The sequence below is a fragment of the uncultured Ramlibacter sp. genome (assembly GCF_936925435.1).
Lineage (GTDB): Bacteria > Pseudomonadota > Gammaproteobacteria > Burkholderiales > Burkholderiaceae_C > Ramlibacter.
This window is the reverse complement of the sequence record NZ_CAKZHQ010000008.1, coordinates 1-12,421: the sequence shown is the minus strand read 5'-3', so window position 1 is coordinate 12,421 and position 12,421 is coordinate 1. Positions and strand designations below refer to the sequence as shown.

Annotated in this window: 10 protein-coding genes; 4 read left to right on the top strand and 6 right to left on the bottom strand. The window is 65.0% G+C overall.

The features are described from left to right. Positions 1-138 precede the first annotated feature (138 nt). On the bottom strand, positions 139-471 hold the full coding sequence (trxA, locus tag Q0632_RS06955) for a thioredoxin TrxA (protein WP_298926290.1): 333 nt from the start codon (positions 469-471) through the stop codon (positions 139-141). 103 nt (positions 472-574) lie between these two features. Here trxA and Q0632_RS06950 point away from each other — a divergent pair, with 103 nt between their 5' ends. Genes Q0632_RS06950 through Q0632_RS06940 form a run of 3 tightly spaced genes read left to right on the top strand, consistent with a single transcriptional unit; the run spans position 575 to position 7,559 of the window. Further along, positions 575-3,094 (top strand): PD-(D/E)XK nuclease family protein, encoded by a 2,520-nt coding sequence (locus Q0632_RS06950; RefSeq protein ID WP_298926287.1) that lies wholly within the window; start codon positions 575-577, stop codon positions 3,092-3,094. Then, positions 3,091-6,318, top strand: a complete 3,228-nt coding sequence (locus Q0632_RS06945) for an exodeoxyribonuclease V subunit beta (protein ID WP_298926284.1) — start codon at positions 3,091-3,093, stop codon at positions 6,316-6,318. Before Q0632_RS06950 ends, Q0632_RS06945 begins: the two co-directional genes overlap by 4 nt. Then, positions 6,315-7,559, top strand: coding sequence for a TIGR03862 family flavoprotein (locus tag Q0632_RS06940; protein ID WP_298926281.1), 1,245 nt, complete (start codon positions 6,315-6,317; stop codon positions 7,557-7,559). The genes Q0632_RS06945 and Q0632_RS06940 overlap by 4 nt, the downstream gene beginning before the upstream one ends. A gap of 12 nt (positions 7,560-7,571) precedes the next feature. Here the strand turns inward: Q0632_RS06940 and Q0632_RS06935 are convergent, their stop codons facing one another. Then, entirely contained in the window at positions 7,572-7,982 is a 411-nt protein-coding gene (locus Q0632_RS06935; protein ID WP_298926278.1) for an STAS/SEC14 domain-containing protein, read from the bottom strand. Between the two features lie 239 nt (positions 7,983-8,221). On the opposite strand from Q0632_RS06935, the gene Q0632_RS06930 reads away from it, so the two are divergent. Next, positions 8,222-8,569 carry a hypothetical protein gene (locus Q0632_RS06930; RefSeq protein ID WP_298926275.1) on the top strand — a complete coding sequence of 116 codons (348 nt, stop codon included), beginning with the start codon at positions 8,222-8,224 and terminating at the stop codon, positions 8,567-8,569. A 242-nt stretch (positions 8,570-8,811) separates the two neighbouring features. On the opposite strand, the gene Q0632_RS06925 is transcribed toward Q0632_RS06930, so the two are convergent. From Q0632_RS06925 to Q0632_RS06910, 4 genes are all read right to left on the bottom strand, one after another. After that, on the bottom strand, positions 8,812-9,750 hold the full coding sequence (locus Q0632_RS06925) for a DUF4435 domain-containing protein (RefSeq protein WP_298926272.1): 939 nt from the start codon (positions 9,748-9,750) through the stop codon (positions 8,812-8,814). Further along, on the bottom strand, positions 9,743-11,275 hold the full coding sequence (locus Q0632_RS06920) for an AAA family ATPase (RefSeq protein ID WP_298926269.1): 1,533 nt from the start codon (positions 11,273-11,275) through the stop codon (positions 9,743-9,745). Before Q0632_RS06920 ends, Q0632_RS06925 begins: the two co-directional genes overlap by 8 nt. 208 nt (positions 11,276-11,483) lie before the next feature. Next, complete coding sequence (locus Q0632_RS06915) at positions 11,484-11,840, bottom strand: DUF6232 family protein (protein WP_298926266.1); 357 nt, start codon at positions 11,838-11,840, stop codon at positions 11,484-11,486. A 44-nt stretch (positions 11,841-11,884) separates the two neighbouring features. Next, a complete protein-coding gene (locus Q0632_RS06910) occupies positions 11,885-12,262 on the bottom strand; it encodes a YHYH domain-containing protein (protein WP_298926409.1) in 378 nt (125 codons plus the stop codon). Positions 12,263-12,421 lie beyond the last annotated feature (159 nt).

Here is a 12,421-nt window from a genome sequence, read left to right as displayed (position 1 = left end):
GTTGCTGCGGGGCGAGACAGGTGCCTCGCAGCTTGAAACTCGAACCGGCCGCCTCAAGCCACCGGTGAACTGGAAATGATTATGACAGAGAAACCCCGTGCGGGAACGCGGCCGTTGCAGCCGCGTTTTCCCTAGGGTTCAGGCCAGTTGCTGGTCGATGAAGGCCGTCAGCTGTGCCTTGCTCATGGCGCCGACCTTGGTGGCGGCCAGCTGGCCGTCCTTGAACAGCATCAGCGTGGGGATGCCACGGATGCCGAACTTGGCGGGGATGTCGCGATTCTCATCGACGTTCATCTTGGCGACCTGCAGCTTGTCCTGGTAGGTGGCAGAGACCTCATCGAGGATGGGTGCAATCATCTTGCACGGACCGCACCACTCGGCCCAGTAGTCCACCAGGACCGGCTTGCCGGACTGCAGGACGTCGGCTTCGAAGGAGGCGTCGGAGATGTGTTTGATGAGTTCGCTGGCCATGGTGTTTGTTCCTTTGGGGAGGCAGTTGGCGATACCGCTACAGTGAGGGAATTGTGACAGAAACCAAGTCCCCTCACTGCCAATGGGCGTCCCACAGGATGCTATGGATGCGATAGCGCCGGACCATCATGCGATCGGTCTTTGGCAAACCCTGGCAGCCTCGATCCGGACCCTGATCGAGACCCGAGGCGCGCATGCCGCGCGCACCGTCGTCCTCGTTCCCTACGCCCAGTTGATGCCGCTGGCACGGCGTTTGTGGGCGCGCGAAGTGCCTAACGGATTTGCGCCGCGCTTCGAAAGCACCATGAACTGGGCCGGCGCCATGGGCTTCGCACCCGGTGCCTACGACATCAGCTTCGACATGGGACGCGATCTGCTGACGGCGCGCGTCTGGCTCGAGCGCGCCGGCCTGGGCGAACGCGCCGACCTGTTGGGAGGCCGCCTGGTGGAGGCTGCGTGGCAACTGGCCGGCGTCGCCGCGGGCGTGCTGCCTGCAGCGCGACCGGCCTGGGCTGCCCAGGCGCGCGCCGGCGCTGTGCTGGGCGCCGATGCGCCCGCGCTGGCGCTGGAAGCCGCGGTGGCGCGCATCGCGGTCGAATGGGCTGTTGCATCGGCCTATGCCAGCGATGCCCTGTTAAGCGATGAGAACCTGGCGCAACTGGACCTGCTGGTGGTGCTCGAAGGCTTCCAGGCCGAACCCGTGGCCCAGGCCCTGAAGGCACGGCTGGGCGAGCGGGCTGTCTCGCTGTCGCTGGACCTGCCGGCGCCGCCAGGGCAAATTGCATTGCACGAAGCGGACGATCCCTCCGACGAGGCCGAACGCGCCGCGGCCTGCGTGGTGCGCCACATCGAGGCCGGCCACATGCCGGTTGCACTGGCGGCGATCGACCGTGTGCTGACGCGGCGCATCCGCGCCATGCTGGACGCGCGCGGCATTGCCATCCGCGACGAGACTGGCTGGAAGCTGTCGACCACACGCTCGGCCGCGCACGTGATGAGTGCGTTGCGCGCCTGCGCATGGAACGTGGGCAGCGACGCGGTGATCGACTGGTTGAAGAACACGCCCGCTGCGCCGCAGGGCGCGGTGGCGGCGCTGGAGCGGCGCGTGCGGCGCGAAGGCCTGCGCGAATGGCGCGCGGCGCGCCGGCTGGACCAGGGTCCCTGGTCGGCCCTGGTGGAACAGGCTGAACTCTGGCGCGACAGCATGCAGAAGGCGCGACCGCTGCCGCTGTGGCTGCAGGCCCTGCGCGAGCTGCTGCAGGCCGGCGGCCGCTGGCAGCCGCTGGAGCGCGACGCCGCCGGCGCCCAGGTGCTGGAGGTGCTGGGCCTGCATGCGGGGCGCCAGGCCCAGTGGCAGGAGCTGCCGCAGGCGGCGCGCCGCATGGGCCTGGCCGACTTCAGCGCCTGGGCCAACGAGGCGCTGGAAGCCGCCACGTTCAAGCCTGCCCATCCGGCCCAGGAAGATGTGGTGATCCTGCCCTTCCATCAGTTGCTGGGTCGCGTGGCCGGCGCGCTGGTGCTGGCCGGCTGCGACGAGCTGCGGCTCGCGCCTTCGCCCGAACCCTCCGGTCCCTGGACCGCGGCCCAGCGCGCCGCGCTGGGACTGCCATCCCGCGAAGCGCTGGAGGAACAGATGCGCGTGGGCTGGCGCCATGCCTTGCAGACGCCGCACACCGACGTGCTCTGGCGGCGCAGCGACGAGAGTGGAGAGCCCCTGTTGGCCAGCGCCCTGGTCCAGGCGCTGCAGCTCGAAGGCGCGGGCCAGCCTGGAGAAGATCCGCGCGGCCTGCGCGCACTTGCCGTGCAGCCGGTGCAGCGTCCCCTACCGCAGGGCAGCAAGCTGCCGCTGGAGAGCCTGTCGGCCAGCACGTACGAGGATCTGCGCCGCTGCCCCTACCGTTTCTTTGCACTGCGCCAGCTGGGACTGCAGGAGAGCAACGAGATCGACACCGAGCTGGACAAGCGCGACTTCGGCAACTGGCTGCACCGTGTGCTGGGCGCCTTCCATGAATCGATGCGCGACAGCTGGGAGCCGCCAGGCCCTGAACGCGAGCGGCGGCTGGACATCACGGCCGCCGAGGTGACGCGCACGCTGGGCCTGGAGGAGGGCGAGTTCCTGCCCTTTGCCGCCGCCTGGCCGCAGGTGCGCCAAGGCTACCTGGCCTGGCTGCAAGGCCACGAGACCAAAGAGGGCGCGAAGTTCGCGCTGGCCGAGAGCGAGCACGAAGTCCAACTGGGCCCGGTCAAGCTGGTCGGCCGCATCGACCGGATCGACCGCCTGCCCGATGGCCGGGCCCTGGTGATGGACTACAAGACCGAGGCCGCGGCCACGACCACCCGGCGTGCCGCGCAGCCCGGCGAGGACACGCAGCTGGCCTTTTACGCCGCGCTGCTGGAAGACGACAGCCTGCGCGCGGCCTACGTCAACGTGGGCGAGCGCGGTGAGACCAAGACGGTGGAGCAGGAGGAGGTGGTCGAGGCGCGCGACCTGCTGGTCCACGGCCTGCTCGACGACCTGGAGCGCATCGCGGGCGGCGCGGCCCTGCCGGCGCTGGGCGAAGGCCAGGTCTGTGACTTTTGCGCCGCGCGCGGCCTGTGCCGCAAGGACAGCTGGCCCACATGAACATGCTTGCCTACGAACACAACGGCGAGCGCATCGCCCGCGCGCAGTTCTATGCCATCGCCTGCGATCCGCGGCGCAGCGTGGCCGTCGAAGCCTGCGCCGGAGCGGGCAAGACCTGGATGCTGGTCTCGCGCATCCTGCGCGCGCTGCTGGAGGGCGCCAAGCCGCACGAGATCCTGGCCATCACCTTCACCAAGAAGGCGGCCGGCGAGATGCGCCAGCGCCTGTACGAATGGCTGGAGGACTTCGCCCAGGCCTCGCCCGAGACCTTGCGCCAGGCCCTGATCCAGAGGGGAATCGGCCCGGAGCCCGCACCGGAGCTGGTTGCAGCGCTACAAAACCTCTACCAGACCCTGCTCGCCACCGGCCGGCCTGTGCAGGTGCGCACCTTCCACAGCTGGTTTGCCGCCCTGCTGCGCAGCGCGCCGCTGCAGGTGCTGGAGCAGTTGGGCCTGCCGGCCAACTACGAGCTTCTGGAAGACGACAGCGAGGCCATTGCCCTGGTCTGGCGGCGCTTCCACACGGCGGTGGCAGCGCAGTCCGAGGCGCGATTGGATTTCGAGGCCAGCGTGGCAGCGCATGGCCGCTCCATGACCCAGAAGGGCTTGCTGGCGGCGCTGGCCAAGCGGGTGGAGTTCGGCCTGGCCGACGCCCATGGCGTGGTCCAGGCGTCGGTCAAGCCCTGGGACGAGGTCTTCCCCGAGTTCACCGGTGTGGCCGAGCCTGCTGATTTGCTGCGCACGCGCGGCGCGGTCTGGCAGCGCCTGGCCGCGGCGGCCAGCGCGTTGGGCCGGGCCTCGCAGACCACCTTCTCCGCCAAGGGCGTGGAACTGGAGCAGGCCTTGAGCGATGGCCTGCTGCAGGCCGCGATCGATGCACTGCTGACGCAAAAGGGCGAGCCGCGCAAGTTCAGCGACAAGCTCGCCGGCATCGAACAGGTGCGCCAGGCCCAGGAGCTCGTGCTGCGCATCGGGGCAGCCGGCGAGCAGCACGCCGCCTGGCTGCACCAGCAGCGCATGGCGCGGCTGGCGCGGCTGCTGATGGAGCAATTCGCCGCGCTCAAGCGCGAGCGCGGCTGGGTCGACATGAACGACGTGGAGCGCGCCGCGCTGGTGATGCTGTCCGATCCGGTGCTCTCGGGCTGGGTGCAGGAGCGGCTCGATGCGCGCATCCGCCACCTGCTGATCGACGAGTTCCAGGACACCAACCCGCTGCAATGGCAGGCGCTCAACGCCTGGCTGTCCGGCTATGCCGGCGCAGGCAACGCACCCAGCGTTTTCATCGTCGGCGACCCCAAGCAGAGCATTTACCGCTTCCGCCGTGCCGAGCCCCAGGTGTTTCGCGCCGCCCAAGGCTTCGTGGTCGAGGGCCTGGGCGGCGACCTGCTCAGCTGCGACCACACGCACCGCAACGCACCCGAGCTGATGGCCGTGGTCAACGAGGTGATGCTGGCCGCGCAAGAGGCCGGCCAGTACGAGGGCTTCCGGCCGCACACCACGGAGTCGACGCTGCCCGGCGTGGTGCAGTGCCTGCCGCAAATCGAGCGCGCGCCCCGCGCCGCGCCGGCGGGCCCCGAGCCGCTGGGCTGGCGCGACAGCCTGACCCAGCCGCGCGAGCTGCCCGAGGAAAAGCTGGTGGCGCTGGAATGCCGCCAGGCCGCGCAGTGGCTTGCCGGCCGGATTGCGCAGGGCGCGAAACCGGGCGACTTCATGGTGCTGGCGCGCAAGCGCGACCGCCTGGCGCTGATGGAGCAGCAATTGCGCGCGCTGCGCATCCCGGCCCAGCAGCCCGAGAAGAACGAGCTGGGCGAGGCGCCCGAGGTGCAGGACCTGGTCGCACTGCTGGACGTGCTGGTCTCGCCCGCGCACGACCTGTCGCTGGCACGCGCCCTGAAGTCGCCGCTGTTTGGCATCCACGACGACGACCTGGTGCAGCTGGCCCTGCTGGCGCGGCGGGCCCGCCATGAGAACCGACCCACCACCTGGTTCGAGCTGCTGCAGCAGGGCGAGCAATTGCCCGAGGCGCTGGCGGGCCTGGGCGCCATCTTGCTGCGCTGGAAACAGCTGGTCGACACGCTGCCGCCGCACGATGCGCTGGAAGCGGTCTACCACCAGGGCGATGTGCTGGCGCGGTTTGCCCAGGCCGCGCCAGCACCTCTGCGTGCCTCGGTACTGGCCAACCTGCGCGCGCTGCTGGGCGCGGCGCTGCAGGTCGATGGCGCGCGCTATGGCACGCCGTATGCCTTCGTGCGGGCCCTCAAGGCCGGCGGCGTGCGCGCGCCGGTGCTGGCCGATGCCGCGGCCGTGCGCCTGCTCACCGTGCACGGTGCCAAGGGCCTGGAGGCGCCCATCGTCCTGCTGCTGGACACCGATGGCCCGCCGGCGCGCAGCGAGACCATGGGCGTGATCGTCGAGTGGCCGGGCGAGGCACCCGCGCCCTGGCGCTTTGCCTTCATCGCCAGCGAGAGCCGGCCGCCGGCCTGCAGCGCCGAGGCGCTGGCGGTGGAGCGTACGGCGCGCCAGCGCGAGGAACTCAACGCGCTTTACGTGGCCATGACCCGGGCCAGGCAACAACTGGTACTGTCCTCCGTCCAGCCGCACATCGCGGCCGAAGCCAGCTGGTGGCAGCGGCTGGCGCTGCTGTGCGCACCGCTGGAGCCTGCGGCGGCCGCTGCTGCCAACCCCGCGCAAGCCCAGGCTTGCGCCCCATTTGAAATGCTTTTTGTGCCTCTACCCCCCGTGAAACATGCCCAGGATGCTATTGAAACAGTAGCAAGCGAGATTCCATCCGACGAGGCCCTGTTCGGACAGGCCATGCACAGCCTGCTGGAAACGCGCACTGGCGCGGCCTGGACCGAGGCGCAGCTCCAGCGTGTGGCCCGCGAGTTCAAGCTGGAGGCCGGCCCCATGCAGCAGGCCGCAGCCATGGCCTCTCGCATCCTGGCGGGCGAGGGCGCCTGGGCCTGGGATGGGCGCGAGGTCGACTGGCAGGGCAACGAGGTGGAACTGTTCCATGAGGGCGAGTTGCTGCGGCTGGACCGGTTGGTGCGGCGCGGCGGTCAGTGGTGGGTGCTGGACTACAAGTCGGCCTCGCGGCCCGAGCGCGATGCAGCCTTGCTGGCCCAGATGCGACGCTACCGCGTGGCCGTGGGTCTGGCCTATCCTGGCGCGGCGGTCAAGGCCGCCTTCCTCACCGGCCAGGGCCGGCTGGTGGAGGTCGAATGAGCACTCCAAGCGCAAAGTGCGTAGCCATCGTCGGTGCCGGCCCGGCCGGCCTGATGGCGGCCCAGGTGCTGTCCGCCGCCGGCCTGCAGGTCGACGTGTACGACGCCATGCCTTCAGTCGGCCGCAAGTTCCTGCTGGCCGGCAAGGGCGGCCTGAACCTCACCCACTCCGAACCCTTCGAGGCCTTTGTCTCACGCTACGGCGCGCGGCAAGCGCAGATCGAGCCGCTGCTGCGCAGCTTCGGCGCGCAGCAGCTGCGCGAATGGGCGCAGGGCCTGGGTGTCGCCACCTTCGTCGGCAGCTCGGGCCGCGTCTTCCCGCAGGACATGAAGGCCGCGCCCTTGCTGCGCGCCTGGCTGCAGCGCCTGCGCAGTGCCGGCGTGCGCTTTCACATGCGGCACCGCTGGACCGGCTGGGACGATGCCAGCCAGCCGCGCTTTGCCACACCGCAGGGGGAGGTGACAAGGCCTGGCGATGCGCTGCTGCTGGCGCTGGGCGGCGCCAGCTGGGCCCGGCTGGGATCGGACGGCGCCTGGCTGCCGCTGCTGCAAGAGCGCGGCGTCGACGTGGCCCCGCTGCTGCCGGCCAACTGCGGCTTCGATGTGGAGGGCGGCTGGAGCGCCTACTTCAGCGAGCGCTTTGCCGGCCAGCCCTTCAAGTCGGTGGCCATCGCCGTGCGCGCGGCCGATGGCAGCGAACTGTTCCGGCGCAAGGGCGAGTTCGTCGCCACGGCTGGCGGGGTCGAAGGCAGCCTGGTCTATGCGGCTTCGGCGCTGTTGCGCGACGCGATCGCGCAGCAGGGCAGTGCGGTGTTCGAGCTCGACCTGCTGCCGGGCAAGACCGCCGACCAGGTGCTGGCCGAGGTGGCGCACCCGCGCGGCTCGCGCTCCCTGTCCAGCCACCTGAAAAGCCGCCTGGCGCTCGAGGGCATCAAGCTGGCCTTGCTGCATGAATTGCTGCCCGCCGAAGCCATGCACGATGCGGCGCAACTGGCCGCGGCCATCAAGGCCTTGCCGGTGAGGCTGGCGGCGGCCAGGCCGGTGGACGAGGCGATCAGCAGTGCCGGCGGCGTGCGCTTCGAGGCCATGGACCAGGGCCTGATGCTGACCAGCCTGCCGGGTGTGTTCTGCGCCGGCGAGATGCTGGACTGGGAGGCGCCCACCGGCGGCTACCTGCTGACCGCCTGCTTTGCCAGCGGCCGGCAAGCGGCGCTGGGCGCGCTTGCGCACTTGGGGCTTTGAGGAGGCCGCGGCTCAGACCGGCGGCGGCTTGACCGAGTCGCGGGTGTAGAGGCCGGCGATGGCGGAGTCCGAGCCCAGCCACTCCAGGGCTTCGTCTTCGGAGTCGAACACGCGCAGCCGAGCGCCCAGCTCCTGGGCCGCCCGTTCGCTGTTGCGGGTGATCTCCTCGGCCTTGACCACCGAGGCCACCTTGTCCAGGTGCGACAGGCTGTGCGCCACCATCTCGCCGATGAACACCTGCTCCTCGGGGCTGAGCCGCCCCTCGATCCGGCGCAGGTCGACCAGCAGGCGGGTGTCGGACCAGTAGCTGGTCTCCTGCGCCATGGCCTGGATCAGATCGACGAAATCCCTGATCGCCGCCGGCCCGGCCACGCGCACCTCGACACGGTCGGTGACCCGGTGGATGGTGGTGCTGAAGGTCATGGTGCGAACTGCTCAGGTGTTGGGCCAATGCTAAGCCACGCGGCCTGCGCTTGCAGCGGACGGCTGGGTTGGGAGCAGGGTCTTGTGCCCTTGTGCACAGCTTTGGCGTTGCCAGGAAGGCACAGCGGCCCGAACAGGCCGGGTCAGGACGCTGACGCGGCCTCGCGGGCCTGTCCGACAAGGCTGCGCGGCGGATCGGGATGTCATGGCAAGACATCTTTTGTTGAAGGAGAACTGCCATGAAGAAATTCACCCCCATTGCCCTGGCCGCGCTGCTGGCCTGTGGCGCCCCCCTCGTGACCCAAGCCGCCGGGGCCGACGAGAACCGCGATGGCAATGTGAGTGTCGGCGAGGCTGCGCGCGACACGGGCCGCCAGGCCAAGGGCATTGCTGCCGATGCCGGCCACACGTTCACCAAGGGCGTGCGCAGCATCACGCACCCGGAAGAAAGCGGAAAAGCCGCCGTCCGCGCCGGTGACACGCGTTCCATGGGCGCGGCGCCCGCCAGCCAGACTGATGGCAGCGACGCTGGCCGCCGCTCGCGCATGGACGAGGCGTACGCGAGCTGGAAGCGCAAGAACGGCTGAGGAGGAAAGCGCACGCCGGACTTCGGTCCGGCTGCGGCGTGTGGGGGCTGCGTGCCGCGCGGGCCCCACACAAAGAATGAAAGGTTGACGAGCCTTACCGCTGCCAACTGGTTGAGAAAACCCAATGAAATCAACGGCTTAGGAGAATTCACAAGCTCCAAGTGATACAAGCCGGTGACACACCATTGATGGTACCCGCTTTGCGGACCAAGAGGCCGTGGCCGCCGGCGCGATGCCCGAAGCTAGCCAGGTGGCGCACTGATTGCGCCAACGAAAGCCTGCAGACCGGCAGGTATGTCGGCCTTCACCGCGAGCATGTCTAAAGAAACCTCACCCCCAGCCTTGAATTCGCCTCCCTGCAATGCGGCGAAAAAGTGGCTATTAGGATCATTGCGATCTGCGATCAGGAGTCGCACCCAGCGCAAAAAGAAGAGCAAAGCGTATTTGCCCCGATAACGAGTTCTCGGATCAAGTGCCTCGAATTCAGGCCGACGCTCAATCATTTGTTCTTCAGAGGGCTCCGTTGCAAGCGGCACAATCTCATCAAGCGGTGCACCGCTGGGCGCAACGCTATCCAATTCCACCTTCGCCAGGAGATTGATTTTGGATGGAAGCGTATCTACTTCAATGCCCAACTTTCGGGCAACAAAAAGTCGAAAATTGACATCACGCGTGGACGCTAAGAACGCTTCGTACTGTGTACGGAAGATGGCAACTACGTCTGCGCGGCAAGCCGGTTCTGCGTGGCAGTGGAGTTCTCCTCTAAGCAGTTCATCAACAACCTGCTCACCTACCAACGCATTCTCGAATGAGTATGTTTGCGTCATGAAGAGCTCTGGACCGGGTGCCTCCACACGATGGTCGTCAAAATCGCGGTCCATGAAGAAGTAGACCCCGCTTGCCGCGTTGCTTCTGTCGCGTCTCAGCGTTGCCAGAAACTTTAGTAATTTTCCTTTACCACCGCATACGAATGCCTCGTAGCTCAATTCCGGGGAAATTCTTCGTACCCAATGGAAATAGACCTTTTTGTCGTCAACACCTTCAAACACAAATACGATTACTTGAGGGTCGGAAGCACGCAGCGAAATTAGCTTGAGCTTAAACACAGCGGAGACGTCGCGAGCCTCCTTCATCTCCTTCAAGTACCGATCCTCCGCCTCGGCAGCGTGGTCCTCATGCATTGCCATCTTCCTCGTCGATGTCCAGCGAAGCGATTGGGTTCAGCCGAAGTTTTAGCGATGTCGCGAATTGATCAAGATCATTGTCGAAGACAAAGGGTGAGTGGGTAATCGCAATCACTTGAACGCAAGAAGGCGCAGTGACGATGTCAACGAGTATCTTGCGTTGCCAGTCCAAAGATAGGGACAACTCCGGCTCGTCAATTAGGACAATTTTCTTTGTCGGATACAAATAAAGTCTGGCGAAGAGCGAGATCATCTGCTTCTCGCCTGAAGACAATGCATCAAGGGGAATAGGGCGTTGAGTACTCACACTTATAACGCTCACCTTTAGGCTGCGTCGATCTAGCTTCAAGAGCTTGTCATCGTCGTTTCGTGTGCTCTTCCGCTTGCTGGGTTCTAGAGTGGCGCTTTCGTCGTCTGCGGAGAGATAGCGATTGCAGTTTCGTATGAACTCTTCAACCACATCTTCCACGCCTCTAGTCTTCTTCATCACAGTGTTGAGTTTTCCCAGAAAGTACTGGAGAAACTTGTCTGATGCTTCCGGCAGATTCGTGCCCTTGTAGATTCTGTCCACATCGGGAATCTGCATGACCTCGTAAGGACCCATCTGGCGACCTTCCTGGACCCTCTCGAAGAATATCTTGAGGGCTTCTGGGCTCGGCCGCTGATCTAGGCTGGGGTTTTCTCTGTCGAACTCTCCCGAAATCAGATCGTTGATGATATTTGCACTGATCTCTCTATATCCTTGATTGGATTGAAAGAGCATTTCTTGATGCAGCTTTGCAAGCCGCTCGGAAATGTCGGCCAGTCCGAACTGAATGTCCCCAGAATGCAGTCCTCTTTTCGAGAGGCCTAGTCTCGCCAACATGCTGAGCTTTCGCCGCCCCGTCCGAGCATCGTCGATATCCGGCAGCGACATTTCTACGCGTCGAAAGGTGGGGAGATATACGATTTCAATTGGACCGAGCGTGTCGCGAATCTTTTTCCGTATCTCCTCAATGGTAGGAAACCGTGCAGCAAGCTCCTGGCGCAATTTGTCAACGACCACCTTGGCTTTGGCAATGTTGTACCCAAGTTTCGCGTGGATTTTGTAAAAAGCGGGGTTGTCCAATTGCTCGCGAGTGGTCCGAAGATGAACGTCGTGAAGGGCTTCTAGCAATACATGTGGCTCAATTTCGTAATACGCGGCGGCTGCATGAAGTTCAGTGCCTTCCGGTATGGTGACTAGTTGTTCAACGTCGCTCTGGGACAAAATAAGCTCGTCGCTTACACCGGCGAGGCGGCACCGAATGACAGAAAATTCGAGTCCCGCAAAGCGAGAAAACTGCCCTTGAAGAAACGCATCGAGGGCTCCGAGCAGGGTGGTTTTTCCAGAGCCGTTCTTCGCAATCAAGACAGTAGCGGCAAACTCGGAATCAAGTGCCAAGGACCTATAACCGTACAGCCCCTCAATACTGAAGTGCTTTACGAGCGAGGGCATGCCTCCCGCTGAGGTCGGTGTGTTTGGTGTAGTTGAATCGTCCATGTGCTTTTCTATTCCCTAGCCTCGACCATATATCAGGGGTGAGAATCCGACAATCACCCACTGGTGCTTTTTTCAGGAAGTATCTGAGGGGGCAATTGATCTTGCGTTGCGAAGCCGTGCTCTAGATGAGGTTCAAAGGGCTTTGGGAATTTGCACAGATTTCGCAGAGATGGAAAGACTTCCGACCGAGGAGGGTTGTCGCGGTTGATCAACGCACCGAGATCGCTTCTGCGATTGCGGATCGAATCTTCTCGACGTGATTCCGGTCAGTAGTCTTGAGTGCCAGAACTTCGCCGCCGCCCGCGACGAGTTTGAGCTCTCGCCGCGCCCAAGTTGTATACGCCCAGATTGCGCCGACGACAAGGAAGAAAAGGCCAACGCCCGTAGCGCTGCCTGCCATCGCTGCAGCACCGACAAGGAGCATCAGTACCGCGACGATGCTGACTCCTGGTGCGGTGACCTTGACTGAGCCAATGTTGCGAGTGGCGAACGTTTGTCCGCTGATTTCGACGCGCGAGCTGCTCACTAGCACTTCGGGGGCCTGAAAGAAAATTTTCTCGTCCATCCTCTTCTCCTTGCTTCGTTGTGAATTTTTATGACAGGCACCGCTTAGCAGCCGCTGTAGTTCTTACGGCCGCTTGAGGTGATCGTGTAGGTGCCCCCACGGGGGCCTGTGTAGCAGGTGGGCCCGGCGCTACGCGCAGGCGTCTCACGGGTCGTCTGTGAAGAGGGTTTTTCAGTGGATGCGCTGGAGGCTGATCCGCCGCCACGATGGCAGTGATAGTCCCCTGTCTTTCGGTTGGTGTGGCAACCCTCACCGTTAAGACCGCCCGAATGGGCGTTAGCAACGCCAGGCGATGCCGCCGCAACCAGGCATGTAAGCCACGCCACCGCTAACGACTGAACCCGGGTTTTCACGATGGCTTCCCCAGAGGCCACAAGAAGTCCCGTGACCAAGAGCCCGGGCGTACACAGCGGCACCAGCATATAGACCGTCGTTACAGTTGTAAACGGGGCTTTACCGGATGCAGTTGTAGCGAAGGGAATGTTTTGGCAGAAAAATCTCTGAGCCCTTATCGACCATTCGCCTTGGACAAGCCCCCCCGTACCCCCTGGATCCCCGCAGGAGGCCCGATGTTTCACCGG

What these genes read in the sequence shown, in the direction of transcription:
- trxA (WP_298926290.1), bottom strand. Translation starts at nt 471, where the DNA reads ATGGCCAGCGAACTCATCAAACACATCTCCGACGCCTCCTTCGAAGCC.
- Q0632_RS06925 (WP_298926272.1), bottom strand. Translation starts at nt 9,750, where the DNA reads ATGCATGAGGACCACGCTGCCGAGGCGGAGGATCGGTACTTGAAGGAG.
- Q0632_RS06945 (WP_298926284.1), top strand. Translation starts at nt 3,091, where the DNA reads ATGAACATGCTTGCCTACGAACACAACGGCGAGCGCATCGCCCGCGCG.
- Q0632_RS06940 (WP_298926281.1), top strand. Translation starts at nt 6,315, where the DNA reads ATGAGCACTCCAAGCGCAAAGTGCGTAGCCATCGTCGGTGCCGGCCCG.
- Q0632_RS06915 (WP_298926266.1), bottom strand. Translation starts at nt 11,840, where the DNA reads ATGGACGAGAAAATTTTCTTTCAGGCCCCCGAAGTGCTAGTGAGCAGC.
- Q0632_RS06950 (WP_298926287.1), top strand. Translation starts at nt 575, where the DNA reads ATGGATGCGATAGCGCCGGACCATCATGCGATCGGTCTTTGGCAAACC.
- Q0632_RS06920 (WP_298926269.1), bottom strand. Translation starts at nt 11,275, where the DNA reads ATGGACGATTCAACTACACCAAACACACCGACCTCAGCGGGAGGCATG.
- Q0632_RS06935 (WP_298926278.1), bottom strand. Translation starts at nt 7,982, where the DNA reads ATGACCTTCAGCACCACCATCCACCGGGTCACCGACCGTGTCGAGGTG.
- Q0632_RS06910 (WP_298926409.1), bottom strand. Translation starts at nt 12,262, where the DNA reads ATGCTGGTGCCGCTGTGTACGCCCGGGCTCTTGGTCACGGGACTTCTT.
- Q0632_RS06930 (WP_298926275.1), top strand. Translation starts at nt 8,222, where the DNA reads ATGAAGAAATTCACCCCCATTGCCCTGGCCGCGCTGCTGGCCTGTGGC.